Annotated in this window: 17 protein-coding genes and 1 pseudogene; 8 read left to right on the top strand and 10 right to left on the bottom strand. The window is 48.6% G+C overall.

The window, feature by feature from the left end; translation table 11 throughout:
* Nucleotides 1-123 precede the first annotated feature (123 nt).
* Together G499_RS0117715 and G499_RS0117710 are read right to left on the bottom strand one after the other, a co-directional pair.
* On the bottom strand, nt 124-648 hold the full coding sequence (locus tag G499_RS0117715) for a ferritin (protein WP_027001041.1): 525 nt from the start codon (nt 646-648) through the stop codon (nt 124-126).
* Between the two features lie 136 nt (nt 649-784).
* The gene (locus tag G499_RS0117710) at nt 785-1,300 is read right to left on the bottom strand and encodes a hypothetical protein (RefSeq protein WP_027001040.1); all 516 of its coding nucleotides are present in this window, start codon (nt 1,298-1,300) and stop codon (nt 785-787) included.
* 76 nt (nt 1,301-1,376) lie between these two features.
* Here G499_RS0117710 and G499_RS20675 point away from each other — a divergent pair, with 76 nt between their 5' ends.
* The 5 genes from G499_RS20675 to G499_RS0117685 all read left to right on the top strand — a co-directional run bounded on the left by G499_RS20675 (nt 1,377) and on the right by G499_RS0117685 (nt 6,396).
* Nucleotides 1,377-2,264 carry a WG repeat-containing protein gene (locus tag G499_RS20675; protein ID WP_051296375.1) on the top strand — a complete coding sequence of 296 codons (888 nt, stop codon included), beginning with the start codon at nt 1,377-1,379 and terminating at the stop codon, nt 2,262-2,264.
* Between the two features lie 154 nt (nt 2,265-2,418).
* A complete protein-coding gene (locus tag G499_RS0117700) occupies nt 2,419-3,039 on the top strand; it encodes a hypothetical protein (RefSeq protein WP_027001039.1) in 621 nt (206 codons plus the stop codon).
* A gap of 54 nt (nt 3,040-3,093) precedes the next feature.
* A complete protein-coding gene (locus G499_RS0117695) occupies nt 3,094-3,819 on the top strand; it encodes a PP2C family protein-serine/threonine phosphatase (RefSeq protein ID WP_027001038.1) in 726 nt (241 codons plus the stop codon).
* Between the two features lie 421 nt (nt 3,820-4,240).
* Nucleotides 4,241-5,560: a protoporphyrinogen oxidase gene (gene hemG, locus G499_RS0117690; RefSeq protein ID WP_027001037.1), complete on the top strand. Its 1,320-nt coding sequence runs from the start codon at nt 4,241-4,243 to the stop codon at nt 5,558-5,560.
* Nucleotides 5,561-5,643: 83 nt separating this feature from the next.
* Nucleotides 5,644-6,396, top strand: a complete 753-nt coding sequence (locus tag G499_RS0117685; protein ID WP_027001036.1) for a polyprenol monophosphomannose synthase — start codon at nt 5,644-5,646, stop codon at nt 6,394-6,396.
* Between the two features lie 19 nt (nt 6,397-6,415).
* On the opposite strand, the gene rlmD is transcribed toward G499_RS0117685, so the two are convergent.
* The 7 genes and pseudogenes from rlmD to G499_RS20660 all read right to left on the bottom strand — a co-directional run bounded on the left by rlmD (nt 6,416) and on the right by G499_RS20660 (nt 13,320).
* Nucleotides 6,416-7,843: a 23S rRNA (uracil(1939)-C(5))-methyltransferase RlmD gene (gene rlmD / locus G499_RS0117680; RefSeq protein ID WP_027001035.1), complete on the bottom strand. Its 1,428-nt coding sequence runs from the start codon at nt 7,841-7,843 to the stop codon at nt 6,416-6,418.
* Nucleotides 7,844-7,888: 45 nt separating this feature from the next.
* Nucleotides 7,889-8,587, bottom strand: a complete 699-nt coding sequence (locus tag G499_RS0117675) for a hypothetical protein (RefSeq protein ID WP_154658531.1) — start codon at nt 8,585-8,587, stop codon at nt 7,889-7,891.
* A gap of 157 nt (nt 8,588-8,744) precedes the next feature.
* Nucleotides 8,745-9,515: pseudogene (locus tag G499_RS20670) on the bottom strand (sulfite exporter TauE/SafE family protein).
* A 309-nt stretch (nt 9,516-9,824) separates the two neighbouring features.
* The gene (gene menB, locus G499_RS0117660) at nt 9,825-10,661 is read right to left on the bottom strand and encodes a 1,4-dihydroxy-2-naphthoyl-CoA synthase (protein WP_027001032.1); all 837 of its coding nucleotides are present in this window, start codon (nt 10,659-10,661) and stop codon (nt 9,825-9,827) included.
* Between the two features lie 63 nt (nt 10,662-10,724).
* Nucleotides 10,725-11,960 (bottom strand): bifunctional phosphopantothenoylcysteine decarboxylase/phosphopantothenate--cysteine ligase CoaBC, encoded by a 1,236-nt coding sequence (coaBC, locus tag G499_RS20665; protein ID WP_035727986.1) that lies wholly within the window; start codon nt 11,958-11,960, stop codon nt 10,725-10,727.
* A 13-nt stretch (nt 11,961-11,973) separates the two neighbouring features.
* A complete protein-coding gene (locus tag G499_RS0117650) occupies nt 11,974-12,288 on the bottom strand; it encodes a DNA-directed RNA polymerase subunit omega (protein ID WP_081413881.1) in 315 nt (104 codons plus the stop codon).
* A 192-nt stretch (nt 12,289-12,480) separates the two neighbouring features.
* Nucleotides 12,481-13,320: an outer membrane protein assembly factor BamD gene (locus G499_RS20660; protein ID WP_081413880.1), complete on the bottom strand. Its 840-nt coding sequence runs from the start codon at nt 13,318-13,320 to the stop codon at nt 12,481-12,483.
* Nucleotides 13,321-13,523: 203 nt separating this feature from the next.
* Here G499_RS20660 and G499_RS0117640 point away from each other — a divergent pair, with 203 nt between their 5' ends.
* On the top strand, nt 13,524-14,531 hold the full coding sequence (locus tag G499_RS0117640; RefSeq protein WP_027001030.1) for an adenylyltransferase/cytidyltransferase family protein: 1,008 nt from the start codon (nt 13,524-13,526) through the stop codon (nt 14,529-14,531).
* 18 nt (nt 14,532-14,549) lie between these two features.
* Nucleotides 14,550-15,665: a threonine synthase gene (locus tag G499_RS20655; protein WP_035727983.1), complete on the top strand. Its 1,116-nt coding sequence runs from the start codon at nt 14,550-14,552 to the stop codon at nt 15,663-15,665.
* A 21-nt stretch (nt 15,666-15,686) separates the two neighbouring features.
* Here the strand turns inward: G499_RS20655 and G499_RS0117630 are convergent, their stop codons facing one another.
* Nucleotides 15,687-16,883, bottom strand: a complete 1,197-nt coding sequence (locus G499_RS0117630; RefSeq protein ID WP_051296374.1) for an amidohydrolase — start codon at nt 16,881-16,883, stop codon at nt 15,687-15,689.
* 90 nt (nt 16,884-16,973) lie between these two features.
* On the opposite strand from G499_RS0117630, the gene G499_RS0117625 reads away from it, so the two are divergent.
* The gene (locus G499_RS0117625) at nt 16,974-17,618 is read left to right on the top strand and encodes a hypothetical protein (protein ID WP_027001028.1); all 645 of its coding nucleotides are present in this window, start codon (nt 16,974-16,976) and stop codon (nt 17,616-17,618) included.
* The last annotated feature ends 50 nt before the right edge of the window (nt 17,619-17,668 follow it).

Raw genomic sequence — 17,668 nt, 5'->3', positions numbered from 1 at the left:
ATACCTCTACGCAAAAACAGCTGCTATGGCCAACTATTGGCATAGCTCATTCATCAAAAAACCCACAACGCAAGCGCTGTGGGTGAAAATATATGGCAGTTTTGCCTATTGGTCAATAGCCGCTTATGCGTCGTACTTTACGTTTGGAATTTCCTTGTCGATAAAGTAGAGTCCTTGTCCTTCTTCGCCAATGACATCAAATAGTTCGATGATGCGGCGGGCAACAAACTCTTCTTCACGTTGTTCTTCTACAAACCAATCGATAAACTGCTCAGTACCAAAGTCTTTGACTTTGCGGCAAGTATCTACGATACGGTTGATGGCGTGTGTAACACCAATTTCTTGCTCCAGCGCAGTTTCGAATACTTCGCGCAGTGAGGCAAATTCGTGGTTGATGCCGGCAACTTCGGGCGAAGCAGCCTTGCCACCCATATCGGCCACATAGTGGAAGATTTTGAGCATATGCTTGCGCTCTTCGTCAGATTGGTGGTAGAAGAAGTTGGCGCTATTTTCGTAGCCGCGCTCATCACACCAAGAAGCCATTGCTAGATATTTGGCAGAAGCTACAGCTTCGATGCGGATTTGTTCATTCAAAATATTTTGAACCTCTTCGCTCAGAGAAGTTCGCATTCTTACGAGGTCTTTCATAGTCTATGTCAATTTTTATACGAAACAGATAGAGATTGCCATTTTTAGGCTTGTGTAAGTAATACAAAAGCTATGCAGCAAATGTTCCGTTTTTGTTATTTTGAGGCCAATATATAACGAGTCTAAAACCAAGTAGCTATAAGGTTTTTATAGATAAAATGACGGCCTCTACGTCTTTTTGGATAGAAGGTTTGTGCTGAAAATACTCAGAAGCAAAGAGCAGGTATTGGGTATGGTCTATCTCAAAGACATATAATTGCCACCATTGGTATTGTTTGTTGAGTGTGCCGGTGGCTCTCAAGACACTATGGTCGATTCTTACAAAACTGATGTTATGGTTGTTGTTTAGCTTTTGTTGGCGAGCGCTGCCAGCCTCTTGTGTCGAGATGCCATAGTCTTGTAAGAGTTGTAGCATTGCCTGGTTGGTTTGGGCTTGGGTTCCTTTTTCGAGCTGCCGCAATTCCATCACTGCCTCTGCGTTCTTGCTGGAGAAATATTGGCTATAAGGGCTGCTTTTTCGGCTTTTTTCCCAACTTTGTGGAATACTGAACTGTAAGTTCCAGTTGAGGGCGGTTTGTGCTAACAAGAGGGGCATCCCCAGCATCATCCAAACACTATACAACAATACCAAGGTAGGGAGGTGGTGTCTCATTTTAAGCAATTAATTCGTTTTGAGAGATATTTGCTACACATATACGAGTGTTTACTCCTATTACTCCCAAAAAGTTATGAAGAATTTGTTACGATTGCTTTTACGCAACACTTCTGCAAGTGGTTCGATAAGCCGGATTTTTATCGCATTATTATTAGGCGGGCTGTTGTGGGCTTGTCGTTCTCAAAGTACGGACGAGAGCCACGCCGAAGACCATAGCGATGCGCTCGCCGATATGGAAGACCGCCGCGACCCCGGCCAAAGTTATGACCCTGCCGATAGCCTGCTTGCCGTGGCTACCGATACCACTACCTTTGAATTTGTGGATGTGTATACAGAAGGCCTGGCCAAGGTGCGCATCAAGGGGAAGTATGGGTATATTGACTCCAAAAAACAACTGGTTATAGAGGCTGTTTATGAAGAAGCTGCTTGGTTTAGCCAAAACAGGGCACGGGTGCGCAAACCTGATTCATTGGTGGCTTTTATCAACAAAGCAGGCAAGACAGTCATCAAGGCGCAATATGATGATGCGGGCTCTTTCCAAGAGGGCGCAGCAATGGTAGTCAAAGACAAACAAGTAGGCTATATCGATACCACGGGTAAGCTGCTTGTGCCGATGCAGTATGAATGGGGTGGCAACTTTTATGAAGGCTTGGCTAAGGTGTCAAAACAAGGCAAATGGGGTTTTATCAACCGACAAGGACAAGAAATCATCGCGCTCCGATATGATGGCGCACGTGATTTCAGCGAAGGCCTAGCTGCTGTATGGTTGGAGGGCAAGTGGGGGTTTATAGACCGTAAGGGTACCTGGGTAATCAAGCCCCAATACGATAGGGTAGAAGATTTTGTAGAAGTAAAAAAAGACAAACAAACCAGCCCTAAAATATTGGCCAAGGTGTTGCGAGAAGGCAAGACTTTCTTCATTGACAAAAACGGAAATTGCCAACAAGACTGTCCTCAATAGCCTAGGCTGTTATCCTGACGTACCTCAAGGCTGTTTTTATATTAAGTTCATATGATTTGATTTTCGTGATTCTCAAGGATTTTCAGCACACACACATTCCAAACCAATATTGATTGGGGATAAACCATAAGCGCTCAAAAAACTACTTACCATTATGAATCAAGCTATCAATATGACCTCCGTAGCTTGGCCTCAAGAGAAGGAACGCATCAACCGTCGTTTTCTGGAGCCTACCGCCTTGGCTGCCATCGTTACTTATTGTGGAGGCACTAGTTTGGGCACTTGGCTGGAGTATGATGTTTCGCAAGAACTGTTTTGGGAATTGATGTGGCGCAACTGGCTTCCGGCTCCTCTTATCATTGTCGCGTGGCTGATGGTGCGCTATGCCAAGGCCAATAGCCTGATTTTGGGATATACCATCTTCTTCTCCCTTACCGTTTCGGGGGCTTTGGTGGTAGGCTACGCCAGTATGTACAATGACAGCTGGCTGTTTCTGACCGAAACACAAATTGCCATTTATATTACCTTTGCCCTACTAACGGTTTGGCACTGGAAGCACGCAGCCATTTGCTTTGTCGGCTCTGTGTTGTTGTGTGGAAGTATTTTTGTGTTTCACTCCCCTACGCTATGGGTTGCTTGGGTACAAAAATGGCTCATCATCACACCGGTAGGCGTGGGGATGGTCATTATTATCTGGATGCGCTACCGGGGCATCTACGAAAATTTCCATATCACTCAGGCGCTCAAGGCCTCTACCGCCGACTTGGCCGCGTAAAATGCCAATATCAATGCCAGTATCGACTATGCCCAGCGTATCCAGCAGGCGCTTTTGCCAAGTGAGGAAAATATCGCAGAGGTATTGCCCCAGAGTGTTGTGTTTTATCGCCCACGCGATGTGGTCAGTGGTGATTTCTACTGGATGAGCCATACAGCACAACACATTGCCTTGGCAGTGGTAGACTGTACGGGGCACGGCGTACCCGGAGCTCTGATGAGTATGTTGGGTGGGGAGATCTTGAATGAAATCTCCCGAACAGATGCCTTAGCACAGCCCGAGGTCATTCTTTCGGCCTTACACAAGGGCGTATACCGTACCCTCAAACAAGGCCAAAGCCGCAACCGCGACGGCATGGATGTCAGTTTATGTGTCATTGACAAAGACCAGCAAACACTACGCTTTGCCGGAGCCAAAAACAGCCTTTTTGTCGTTACTGACTCTCAAGTCAGAGAGCTAAAAGGGACACGGCGTTCTATTGGAGGCGCAAGCCCCACCGCAGCGTTTGAACAACATACTTTGGCCTTAAACGACTTGCCGCCCGATACGTGGTTTTATATGACCTCTGACGGCTACCTTGACCAATTTGGAGGGACTGAAAACAAAAAACTAGGCAAGGAACGCTTCAAGCAGTTGCTTACCCGTGTGGCCTTATTGCCAGCAGCCCAACAAACAGCCGCACTTGCCGAATATATCGAAACTTGGATGACACAAGGCCACGAGCAGCCCATTGACGATATGCTGGTTTGGGGCTTTCGACACAGCCGCTCAACGTCCTAATCGAGGGTAATAAATAACTTCCCCATTTCCATAGAAGACCTCAGGGTGATATTGGATGTTTCTTCGAATGTTCTTTATTTCAATGATTCCATATCCCGAAGGGGGTGAAGTTCTTATAGCACAGGAGGGATGCTTCAACAAATAATGGGGTAGTTTTTTTTGAATGCCTCCTTAATGCATAACAGTCGACCTACAAAAAAAGTTAAAAACTTCTTTACCTCAGCAATATCTATTTATTTTGTAAGCTCGTTAGCCTTTGTCCCTACTGTTGGAGATTTGCAAAATTGTGGTATTCGTGTGGCCTCCTTGGCCAGATACTGACACAATGCCTCCCCAAACAATGTGTTTGGAAGCCATCAAGGGGGTTTGGGCAAGTGGCTGTACTTTTTATTTTCCTCATAGAAGCAAAACCACCCTCTATATGATAGCCATTATCGGTGCAGGTATTTCGGGCTTGAGCTTGGCCTACTTCCTTCAAAAAAACCAACAAGACTATGTGTTGTTAGAAGCCTCTGACCGTGTAGGGGGCTATATTCAAACTATCCAAGAAGGAAACTATTTATTTGAAGTAGGCCCTAACTCTATCTTGGCAGACCCCCAAACACTTCAATGGATACAAGAGTGGGGCTTGGCCGAAGCCTTGCTCCCAGCAGCTGCCGTAAGCCAACACCGCTATATCTACCGTCGGGGGCGCTACCGCAAGCTACCGTCTGGCCCGAAAGATTTGCTTTGGAACAACTTCTTTAGCTGGAAAACCAAGTATCAACTTTGGCGTGAAACCAAACAGCCAGTCAAAAATATTCCCAACGAAACTCTGAGCAGTTTTTTTAGCCGCCGTTTCGGGCAAGAGATTGTAGAGTATGCGCTAGCTCCTTTTGTGGCCGGTATCTATGCTGGTGACCCAGACAAACTACTCGTAGCACAGACTTTTCCACAGCTCAAAGCTTATGAGCAGCAGTATGGTTCGGTCATCAAAGGATTTCGCAAAAATAAAAGCACAGGCCGCAAACACTCTTATAGCTTCCAAAATGGGATGCAGGCGCTCCCTCAGGGCATAGCCCAACATCTCAGACATATCAAGTACCATAGCCCTGTGTTGGCAATCAACCGCACTGGGACACACTACCAACTCCAAACACCCGAAGGCATTCTTGAGGCGCGCCAAGTAGTGCTGGCTACGCCTGCGCCGGTGGCGGCCAAGTTATTGGCCGATTTGGCTCCCCAAGCCTCAGAGGCTGTGGCCAAAATCAACTACCCCCCTATGGCTGCCGTACATTTGGTGTATGACCGCAGCGCTGTCAAGCACCCTCTCGATGGCTTTGGTGGGCTTAACCCCCGCCGCGAGCAGCGCTTTGCAGCGGGCAGCATCTGGGCCAGCAGTATTTTTAGCAACAAATGCCCCCAAGACCAAGTGTTGTTGACCAACTTTGTAGGCGGTAGCCAAGCCGCAAAACACTATGCCCTCGACGACGAGACTATCTTCGACAAAGTAGCCCACGAGCTGGCCGAAGCTTATCAAATCGTAGCCCCCCCCAAACATCGTCAGATTTATCGTTGGCCGCAAGCCATTCCCCAGTACGACCAAGCACAAGCTGAGGCCGAACAGGCCATATTGCCGCTCAGCCACCAAGAATTATATATTTGTGCCAATTGGAAAGGAGGGGTTTCCCTCCCCGATTGTATCAAAAAAGGCCATGACCTAGCCCAACTGCTTACCCAAATCAATTGCAGTGTTTGCTAGCCAAGACACCTGTCCACCAAATTTCAGGCCTCCACACCCAAACGGCAGCCTTTTGTACTTCATTTATTTTCCCCACCCCGTTCATGAGTGCTTCCCAAGCTTTGGTCATCATACCAACCTACAACGAAAGTGAGAATATTACTGCCATCATCAACGCGGTGATGGCCTTGCCCTCAGGGTTTGATTTGCTCATTGTCGATGACAACTCCCCCGATGGCACAGCAGCCCTAGTACAGGCATTACAACCCCAGTATCCCACCCGGCTACAGCTCTTACAACGCCCGGGCAAACAAGGATTGGGCACAGCCTACATCCACGGTTTCCGTCAGGCTCTCAGCCAAGGATATGCCTATATTTTTGAGATGGATGCTGATTTTTCACACAATCCCCAAGACCTTGAGGCGCTCTATCAGGCCTGTGCGCACGAAGGCTTTGATGTGGCCATTGGTTCGCGCTATATCACTGGGGTCAATGTGGTCAATTGGCCAATGGGGCGGGTATTGATGTCTTATTTTGCCAGTTACTATGTACGCCTCATCACCGGGATGCCCATCCGTGATACTACTGCTGGGTTCAAATGTTATCGCGCAGAGGTACTGCGTACTATTGACTTGAGCAATATCCGGTTTGTGGGATATGCCTTTCAGATAGAGATGAAGTTTTTGGCCTGGAAACACGGTTTCAAGCTCAAAGAAGTACCCATTATCTTCACAGACCGCTCCAAGGGTCAGTCCAAAATGTCATCCGGTATTTTCAAAGAAGCACTTTGGGGTGTCATTGCCATTAAGTTGAGGAGCTTATTCAGAAGATACCAAGAAGCTTCCCAACAATCATAAACCCTTGTTTTGGACATTGTTAGCGTTTCTGTAAGGCCACCACACACTCTACGTGGTGTGTATGTGGGAACATATCCACAGGCTGTACAGCTTCGATGGCGTATGCCTCTTGCAACAGAGCCAAGTCGCGGGCTTGGGTCGCCGGGTTACAACTTACATATACAATACGCTTGGGCGCAATGCGCAGCAACATTTCCACTACATCAGTATGCATTCCGGCGCGTGGCGGGTCGGTGATGATGACATCGGGCGTACCGTGGGCGTGTACAAATTCGTCCGTGAGGACATCCTTCATATCTCCGGCAAAAAAGTGGGTATGGTTGATGCCATTGAGGGCGGCGTTGCGTTTGGCATCTTCGATGGCAGCTTCGACATATTCTACGCCTACGACTTTGGCGGCTTGGTCGGCTACAAAGCAAGCGATGGTGCCCGTACCAGTATAAAGGTCATACACACACTCTTGGCCGCTGAGCTGTGCCATTTCGCCCGCCACACGGTAGAGGCGCTCGGCTTGGGCGGCATTGGTTTGGTAGAACGACTGCGGCCCGATGCGGAAACGCAAAGTTTGTTGGCCGGAGAGCGAAGTCATTTGTTCTTCGATATAAGGCTGACCGGCATAACACTGTACGCTCAGGTCGTGGATGCTGTCGTTGCGTTTGCCGTTGATGACATACTGCAAGGAGCTGATTTGTGGAAACTGCGCCTGAAGGTGTGCCAGTAGGGCTTCGAGCGCTTCAGGTTGCTCTTCTGACACGATGAGGATGACCATCAAATCGCCGGTAGAGGCAGTACGGATGATGAGGTTGCGCAGCCAGCCGGTCTGCTCTTTTTGGTCAAAAAAGCTGAGCTGATGTTCCAAAGCATAAGCCCTAATCGCCAAACGAATAGCATTGGAGGGATCTGCTTGGAGGTAGCAGTGCTCGATGTCGAGAATACGGTCGAAACGCTTAGGGATATGAAAACCCAGCGCCTCTCGGGAGAGGTTATCGCCGCCTTGAGCTACCTCCTCGGCGGTCAGCCATCGTCTACTCGAAAAGGTGTACTCTAGTTTATTACGGTAGTATTGAGTATCGACTGAGGGGAGGATGGGGCGTATGGCCGGAAAGTCAAGCTTGCCGATTTTAGTAAAATTATCCCATACCTGCTGTTGTTTTTGTGCCAGTTGTACCTCATAGGGGATATGTTGCCACTTACACCCTCCACAAGTACCAAAATGTTGGCAAAAAGGCTCGGTGCGTTGAGGAGAAGCTTGGTGGATGGCCACTACTGCCGCCTCCCAGTAGCTTTTGCGCTTGCGCAATACTTGCAGGTCAACCACATCTTGTGGAGCCGCTTGATTGCCTTCTACAAAGATTACACGTCCTTCGTGTCTTGCAATGCATTTACCTTCAGCCGCAAAGCCTTCTATCGTAATGCCTTGCAATAGCGGCAGGGGTTTCTTTTTCATCAGCAGGAATTTTTGAGAAATAAAAGGCAAAATTAGCCCAAAAACTCAAAATCGGAGCACGACCGGAAAGCTTTTTTGGCCGTCGGCGCTATGCCAGAGGATAATGGGGCGGCGCTGCGCGTCGAGAGTAAATTCAAAAAAAGCGACAAAATCACCGTCTTCATCTTCCTGAATCAATTCCTCAATGCCCTCCGGGCCACAAATACCCGTAACAGGATATTGTTGTTGGGGGTGGGTGAGATAATAAAAATAGCCCTTGTAGCCCAATTTTCCTGCCTTTTCTTGCCCATTAAACTCCAACACCATTCGAATTTGCTTGCTGTTGATGGTTCCAAATATGTTGAGGACGTGATAGAGGGTAAACTTTTGTTGTACCGTTCCTACTTGGCGGTAGCCTTTGATGGCCAACTCTGCCGGAAACGAAGTAATATACCAAAAAGCCGATGTACTGCCCTGAAACTCTTCGCGCCAAACATCAAACACATCTGAGCGATTGGCCGGGGGAAACTCCACCACCAAGCGGCGTGGCTCTTGCGGGCTGCGGGCATAAAAAAAGTAACTATCAGGCGCTAACTGATGATTGTCGGCAATGTGTATGTATACCTTTTCACCGTTGAGCAAGCCGTGCATATTGTAAGAGGCCGGCGCGGCCACTTTTTGCTGTTGGGCATAGGCTGGAAATAGAAGCAAGAGACTCAGACTGCTCCACAGTCCCAGCATCACCGGGGTTTTTATTGTCTTCATAACTTTAGTAGAGGCTAAGGCATTTTTACCCAATCAAAATTAGTTTGGGAAAGGTCTGCACTGAAAATCCTTGAGAATCAAGAAAATCAAATCCTGTGAATCTTCGTACACGTACTATGTACGTAGCTAAGTATGCTTAGGTTAGTGTGCAAGTATTTCATAAAACAAAACGCCAAAGCTCATAAAATTGTATCACTGTTCCCAACAAAACCACCAAGAGTAGCCGATAAGTCCAAAGAGAGGCGGACTTGAAGCGTGTCAAAAATACCGCGCCGATGTATGCGCCTACCGATTGCCCGACAGAGGTAAAGATTGCCCAAAACCAGTCTACCTGCCCCTGCCAAATAAAGATACACGCTACCGGAATGGCATAAATCAATACAACCCATAGCTTGAGTACATTGGCTTGACGCATACTATAACGCAACACCAAGACCATAGTAGCTAGCAAGAAAATCCCTACTCCTCCTTGGATAAAGCCCCCATACATCCCCACCAAAAACATCAGTCCATAGCCTATATACAGCCGCCGGCCTGTAGCGGGCTCGCTAGCTTCGCGCAACCACCGCGAAGGCTTGATAAAGATAATACCCAACATCACGACAAGCAAAGCTCCGATGATGTCTTTGAGCAGGTTAGGGTCGATTTGTGTTACAATCCAAGCACCTAATAGCGCTCCCACTACCCCAATCCCTACCGATAGCCAAGCCTGCCTTCCCGAAATCGTCTCCCCACTACTGCGTAGGGCGCTGGTGCCTGTGAAGGTCTACACCACCACCGCAATACGGTTAGTACCATTGGCAATGTGTGGAGGCAAACCCATCGACATCAAGAGCGGCACCATAATCAAACTACCGCTGCCTGTGAGGGTATTGATAAATCCCACCATCACACCCACTACCGTTACCAGAATGTATGTCCAAAGCATTGTTATGTATTTTTATAACCCCATCGAAATTAGTTTGAGCAAAATATGCGCTGAAAATCCTTGAGCACCAATAACATCAAATTCGGTGAATTTTGAAGCCCAATAACTCTTGGCATCAATGCGTGGAGGCTCAGGGGGCGTAAAGTTGCAAAGGATTTTTAGCTTTGGCAAAAGCTTGAGTATTGCATCGTTTTTCTGCTATAGGCTACCGCTATCGTATGGCCTTTAAGTAATCAAAAAAGTCGCTGCCCTCAGCAAGGTATAGCGAGGGTAGCGACATTGGTTTTGGCAAACTAATGGCCTAGAAGACTAGGGGAACTTGGGGTATTTGTGGAAATCTGGCTTGCGTTTTTCAATAAAGGCGTTTTTGCCCTCTTTGCCCTCTTCGGTGAGGTAATAAAGCAAGGTCGCATTGCCGGCCAGCTCTTGGATGCCGGCCTGCCCATCAAGCTCCGCATTGAAAGAGCACTTGAGCATCCGTAGCGCCAGCGGTGATTTATCCAGAATCTTGCGGCACCATTCGAGCGTAGTGGCTTCGAGTTGATCTAGCGGCACCACCTTATTGACCAAGCCCATATCTAGCGCTTCTTGTGCGTTGTATACATCGCAGAGATACCAAATTTCGCGAGCCTTTTTCTGCCCTACGAGTCGGGCTAAGTATGACGCACCAAACCCGCCGTCGAAGCTCCCTACTTTGGGGCCTGTTTGGCCAAACTTGGCATTCTCGGCGGCAATGGTCAAGTCACACACTACGTGCAGCACGTGCCCGCCTCCGACAGCCCAGCCTGCCACGGCAGCAATTACGGGCTTGGGGATAGAGCGGATTTGCTTTTGGAAATCAAGTACGTTGAGTCGTGGCACGCCGTCTTTGCCCACATAGCCACCTTCGCCGCGCACCTTTTGGTCTCCGCCACTACAGAAAGCCTCTCCGCCTTCGCCTGTGAGGATGATTGCGCCTATTTTGTCATCGTAGCGACAGTGGTCAATGGCTTCGCGCATTTCCATCACGGTCAAGGGCGTAAAGGCATTGTGAACCTCGGGGCGGTTGATGCTTATTTTGGCCACGCCGACGGGGTAGCCCTCGGGTTGGTGGTATTGGAACAAAATCTCCTTGTATTCTTTGATGGTTTCCCAAGTAGCTTGCATAGTGCGAGGGTTTAGGGGGTGAATATTGGAAAATGATAAACAAATATCGACAATAAGACAAACTCAAGAAAGCTGCTCAGGGTTTGCTTTTGGGCTGCGCAAAGCTATAATAGCCTGCACAATATGGTTGGCTACTTCGGCCTTATCCATCAGTGGCAGGGGTTGTATGGTGCCTTGGCGGTTGATGAGGGTTACCAGATTGGTATTGTGCCCGAAGCCTGCACCCGGGTCATTCATCGAATTGAGTACGATGAGGTCAAGGTTTTTGCGTTGGAGCTTGCCCTGCGCGTTGGCCAGCTCTTGCTCGGTTTCGAGCGCAAAGCCTACCAAGGTTTGCTCGGGGCGCTTACGCTGGCCGAGCGTTTGGGCGATATCGATAGTTCGTACCAAGGGGATACTCATATCGGCATCATTTTTCTTGATTTTTTGGGTGGCCACGGCTGCCGGTCGATAGTCGGCTACGGCTGCCGAAAGGACTATAATTTGGCTTTGGGTGTCATATTGGCTGACGGCCTCATACATCTCTTGTGCGCTTTGTACTCGTGTGAGCTGTAGGTGTGTGTGTGATGGGGTTGGCAAGGCCGTAGGGCCACTTACAAGCTGCACCCTTGCCCCATACCGGGCTAGGCTTTGGGCAATGGCAAAGCCCATCTTACCGGTTGAGTGATTGCCGATAAAACGCACCGGGTCGATGGCTTCATAAGTAGGGCCGGCAGTAACGATGGCCTGTAGGCCTTGTAGTGGGAGCGATGCGGCCCAAAAAGCCTCTAAATGCGCCACAATAGCTTCTGGCTCGGCCATACGTCCTTCGCCTACCAAACCACTGGCCAGCTCTCCGTGGGTAGCGGCTATGATATGATTGCCAAAGCCTTGTAGGCGCTGCAAGCTCTCGCGGGTGGCCGGATGTTGGTACATGTCCAAGTCCATTGCGGGAGCAAAAAATACCGGACAACGCGCCGATAAGTAGGTAGCAATCAGCAGGTTGTCCGATAATCCGTGGGCGCATTTGGCCAAACTATTGGCCGAAGCAGGTGCAAAGACCATCGCATCAGCCCAGAGGCCTAGGTCTACGTGGTTGTTCCACACTCCGGTATTGTCTTTGACAAAATCTACCAACACCGGCCTATTAGACAAGGTGCTCAGGGTCAAGGGTGTAATAAATGTTGTCGCGGCTTGGCTCATCAATACCTGCACCTCTGCCCCGGCTTTGACCAAAAGCCTCACCAACATCGCGCTTTTGTAAGCGGCGATGCTGGCCGTAACGGCTAAGATGATTTTTTTGCCTTGCAAAGCTCCCATAAATCGTGGGGGACTATTCTTCTTCGCGGCTGCGGAAGCTTACCAAGTCCTCCAGAAACTCATCTGTGGCGATGGTAGTAGGCTTGGGCAGGCGTTCATAGTGGCGTGAGATTTCGATTTGCTCGCGGTTCTCAAAAATCTCCTCCAAGTTATCTACCGAAGAGGCAAACTCGGCCAATTTTCCGCTTAGTTCTTCTTTCATTTCTACCGCAATTTGGCGTGCGCGCTTAGAGATGATGGCAACAGATTGGTAAATATTACCGCTTTGGTACTCGAGCTTGTCGAGGTCGCGGGTAATGATGGACGAGGTGGATGAGATATGCTTCATACAAAAAGCCTTTGGTAAAATGGGTGATAAAAAAGAATCAGCTATAGCCTTAACGAAGTGCTATGGCTAGAAGTTCGGAAGCTACCCCAAACGTTTGTGCCTGTTGGGTTACAAACAGTTGGGGCTTGTGTAATGAGTATGTTTGTTCAAATCGCACGCTGCTGAGTAACGCGCCGCCACTCTAGTCAAACTTTATTGTTGATTGAGCGTTTGTAGGGTCTTGTATTTGTTGCCAAGTTTAGCGATTTGTGTTACGCTATCTTTGTACATATCTTCAGCCTGTTTGGCAAACTTTCCATCGGGAAAGTTATCTACCAGATATTCATAAAACTTCACGACATCTTGGTAGCGCTCTTGTTGGCGGGTTTCGAGGCTGTTTTTGGCATATTTGTATTGGGACAATATTCTGAAGTATGCCGCTTCTTCGCTGTATTGAGAGTCGGGATAATCTTTCTGAAAATTGCCAGTTGTGATTACTGCGGCTTTGTAGTTGCGAATGCGGTAATAAAGCCTTGCTTGCTCAAAAGACTTGCGTTCGAGGCGCTCTCTTAGGTCAAATATGAGTTTGTTACACTCATCCTTATAGGCTGTTTGTTTGTAGGCATTGAGCAGGTTTTGGAAAGCCAAGATGGCTTTACGCGTGCTTTTTTGATCCAGATAATGAGGTGCTGCATCTTTATAGAGCGAGAACGCGTGCATATATAGTGCTTCTTCGGCAAATACACTCCGCTGGAAGTTGAGGTAAAACTTCTCAAAGTAGTGTGAGGCTGTCAGGTATTGCTTTTGATGGTAGTTACAATAGGCAAAATAAAACTGCGCAGTCTCGTCTTCTTGAGTACCAGAGAGCAAAGGAATAATCTCTTCAAAAAGGATTCCGGCTTTGTTGTAGTCTTTACTCGCATAAAACTCGATGGCGGCTTCATACTTACGCTTGACATCGGTACTTTTTTGGAGGCGTTGAAACTTACAGCCACCTAAGAGACTTGCCGCTATCCACAGCGCACAAGCTCCAAAAATCAATTGACGTTGCATCTCGCAAAAATACAAGCTTCTATTCAGACTCACAACTTCTTAACAAATTTCTGTAGATTTAGGAGGGGTATTCAAAATATTCCACGGCGCTACGGCTTTTGGAGGGTACTGGTTCGTTCCGGAGATTCGTCAAATCAAATTTGGAACTATGATTCGAAATACGTAAGTTAGCCTCATTACACACGACAATCCCAATTTTTTCGATGATACTCTATCAATCGCACCAAGCTGTTTTTGAGAGTTTTGGCTTATTTGATTACCAACCTTTGGCTGCTCGTTGGCAAGAAGCACACCGTTATTATCACAATGAAGCCCATCTTCAGCAGTTGTTGGAGCGTATCGAGGGGGCGCGTCTAACACAACAATTATCAGATGATGCGTATGCGAGCTTGATTATGGCCGCTTATTTTCACGATGCGGTCTATGAGCCGCGCCGCCAAGACAATGAGGTGTTGTCGGCCTTGCTTTTTGAGCAAATGACGGCTCCACACCCCCTGCGTGAGGATATCAAAACCATTATTCTCGACACCGCCACCCACCAATCGAGCAACGAGCTATCGGCGCAGTTCAGTGCTTGGGATATGGAGATTGTCAGTCAGGGGAGTCTTGACGAGCTGTTGGCTTGGGAGCGGGGAATTTTTAAGGAGTACCAATTTTTAGAATACAGCCTCTACAAGCAGCTTCGGCTACAGCTATTGGCTCGCTGGGAACAAGAGTTTCCGGCGAATGCGGCCAACTTGCAGTTCCTGCAAGCTTACCTGCGGCAGTATCGCCCGCGTATCGGGGTGTATGCAGGGTCGTTCAACCCTTTCCATAACGGCCATTTGAATATTCTCGAAAAAGCCGAGGCTATATTCGATAAAATCATTGTAGCTCAAGGGATTAACCCCGAAAAACAAGCCGAAAATCTCTACAAACTTACCGACATCAACGCCCTGCGCCACCGGCAGTTGGATACTTTCAGCGCCTTCTTGACCGAATACCTCAGCAGCAAGGAGCAAGACGCGGAGGTGGTTTTGGTGAGGGGCTTGCGCAATGGTGATGACCTCGACTATGAGGTCAACCAATTGCGGTTTATGGATGAGATGAAGGCCGACCTCAAGATTGTGTTTATCCCTTGCGACAAGCAGTTTGAACATATCAGCTCTTCGGGGATTAAAAACCTCGAAAAAGTACGAAAAGGAGCCGGAAAGCAGTATTTACCCCTATAAATAATCGCCGGATTTTGTATGCAAGATTGGCTTTTCAGCGCACAAAACAGTGCTGACACCTATTCACTTCACACAGCACGCTGGTGTGATGATGCGCAAGGGTTGTTGGATTTGCAAGCACCTGCCGGGCTGCGCTGGTCGCCGGAGCAGCTCCAAGGGCAGGCATATAACCTGTGGCGTTACCGCGATACCTTTCCCTTGGCGCAAGCCCTGAGTCCGGTCAGTTATCAGGAGGGTTTTACTCCGCTGTTGCCCATCTTGCTGGAGGGGCGGCAGGTATTGTTTAAGGCAGATTATCTTTTTCCTTCTGGCTCCTACAAAGACCGAGGCGCGACGCTATTATTAAGCTATGCCCAACACTTGGGAGTTCGGTCAGTGGTTCAAGATTCTTCGGGCAATGCCGGAAGCGCCGTGGCGATGTATGCAGCCCTGGCGGGCATCAGCTGTGAGATTTTTGTTCCCGAGAGTACCTCTGAGGGGAAGCTGGCGCAAATTCGGGCCTTTGGGGCAAGTCTACACAAGGTGGCCGGTAGCCGCGAAGACACCGCCACTGCGGCCCTAGCAGCTGCTCAAGACACGTTTTATGCCAGCCATGTGTGGCATCCGATGTTTTATCAGGGCACCAAGACCTTTGCCTATGAGCTTTGCGAACAACGTTCTTGGCAAGCACCCGATGTGGTGGTCTTGCCGGCAGGCAACGGCACATTACTTATAGGGGCCTACCTTGGTTTTGCAGAGCTGCTCCGCTGGGGCATTATTAAGCAAATGCCCCGTTTGGTGGGCGTACAAGCCGCCTACTGTGCGCCCTTGTATTATGCGCGCCAAGGGCTGCCGATGCCTCACACACAGCCTACACTGGCCGAAGGGATTGCCATTGCTGCGCCCCGAAGGGCAGCACAAATGTTGGCTATTTTGGAGGCTACCAACGGAGACTTGGTAGTGGTTTCGGAAGACGAAATCAAATACTATTGGCAAACAATGGCGCGCCGTGGGCATTATATCGAGCCTACTTCGGCGGCTGTTGTTGCGGGTGTAGCCCAGTGGATTACCCAAAATCGCCCAAGCCCACAGGTCAGTATCGCGTCGGTACTGACTGGCTCAGGCCTCAAAACAGGTGGTAAAAGCCCACAATGAGTGTGGTATATGACCGCTGGCTCAGTCGATGTCAGTCAATTGGCGGCTGATTTGCAAGAACAACTTTAGGCCTGTTTCGATAATTTCGTCCGGAAAATCATAATCAGGGTTATGCAAGGCAGCCGTTTGTTGGCCAGCGCCAAGACCAAACATTGCCCCTTTGTAGTGTTGCGTAAAGAGGCCGAAATCTTCTCCCCACTTAAATGGCTGCTGTTGTTCTAACAATGATATGCCCGTGGCTTGGGCAGCCTGTCGAATAAAGTTGTTGGCCAGAGGGTTATTTTGGGTGGCATTGAAAGTCTCGACCCATTGGTAATGTAGCGCTAGGCTATCGCGGGTAGCGCTATCGTGGGCTACTTGCAACAGCTCCTGAGCAAATGCCTGCATCAGCTCATTCTCCCAAGCCCTGAGTGTCAGGTGTAGCTCGGCGTGTCCGGCAGCTACTCCATAGGCCTTTTCTCCCAACACAAGATGTACTGGCGTTACCAGCCTGAAGTCTGGATGTGCTGCGTTGGGGTTTTGCCGTTGGGCATAATCCAGCAACAATGCGGCGACAGTATTGGCTGGGTTATGGCCATATTCAGGTTCGGCAGCGTGTGCTGTTTTGCCCAAAAACTTCAAGACTAGGCTCTGTACTGCCGCCGTGAAGGCGCCATCTCTTAGCACCAGCGCGTGTAGCGGATACTGAGGCAGGTTGTGTAGGGCAAACATCCAGTCAGGTGTTAATGCCTGAAAGCGGCGGTCTTGTAATACCCAAGCAGCCCCTTGTCCTGTCTCTTCGGCAGGTTGAAAAAGCAAGACCACCCTCCCTTTGGCTGGCCGCCGCCGCCGCAGATGTAGCCCCAAACCCGCCAAGATAGCACTGTGCCCGTCGTGTCCACAAAGATGAGCAACCCCTTGATGGTATGAAGTATGCGGGCTTTGCCCTAGCTCTTGAATGGGGAGCGCGTCTAGCTCTGCGCGAAAAACGACCGTTTCTCCTGGCTGAGCACCTTCATATATGGCCGCCAATCCGCTTCCCCCAAGTTGGCCAATAAAGGCATCTGGAGGAGCATGTGTGCGCAAGAAATCTGCTATGTAATCTGCACTACCCTGCTCTTGGCCAGAAAGCGCCGGGTAGCGGTGTAGATACCGTCGGAGCTGAATCAGTAAACTTAAATCGTGGGTCATTGGGCTAAGATACGCAAAGCCTGAGGGCTTGCCAAATTCTTCAAACATAGGCTTATGACAAGCTGTATTTGTACAAGGCAACACTTTTGTGTATCTTTGATTAGCCAGCAATATACGACCTCTTTGAGAATAACAACGATGAAAAAACTCCTGAAAAATACCACATTGGCGCTATTACTATCGCTCAACCTATGGATACCCACACAGGCGCAGTCTATCCGATTTTTTGCTGAGAATTTCTGGCATCGAGGTACTATCTACTTTGATGAGGACAGTTTTCTGGATGGCCTGATAAAGTTTGACCTCAATACCAATATCGTACAGTTTCGGCGTAGCGAGCAAGCCACCATCGAAACCTACACAGCCCGCAAATTACTCTATTTCAAATATTTGGATAGCAATTTTGGGTTTGAGCGCTCATATTATGCCCTGCCCTATGCGCTGAATGGAACTTATGAGACACCTATTTTTTTTGAATTGCTCAACCAAAGCTCTCCGCTCTTGCTTTTGGCACGGGAGCAGCTACAAACCGAAATTGTAACTTCTTCTTTTGGCTTTATGCTTACGCCTGTATCTACAACACGGACGTTTATTAGTCAAAACTATTTCCTGATGTTCCCCAGTGGAGCTATCAAACCGGCCACCAATCGCAAAGAATTGCTCGACTATTTGCAAGACAGGGAAGTACAAGTACAGGAATTTCTCAAAAAAAACAGGCTCTATTTTGAAGCCAGACAAGATGTCATCAATTTGATAGAGTTTTATAACCAACTTCGCAACTAGCTATCAGAACTAGCGCCTAGCTGGTTGTTGGCTGATATTTTAAGAGTAAA

Origin of the sequence: Eisenibacter elegans DSM 3317 (genome assembly GCF_000430505.1) — a bacterium.
Classification (GTDB): Bacteria; Bacteroidota; Bacteroidia; order Cytophagales; family Microscillaceae; genus Eisenibacter; species Eisenibacter elegans.
The sequence above is the reverse complement of the archived record's forward strand: the minus strand, read 5'-3'. Positions and strand labels throughout refer to the sequence as shown.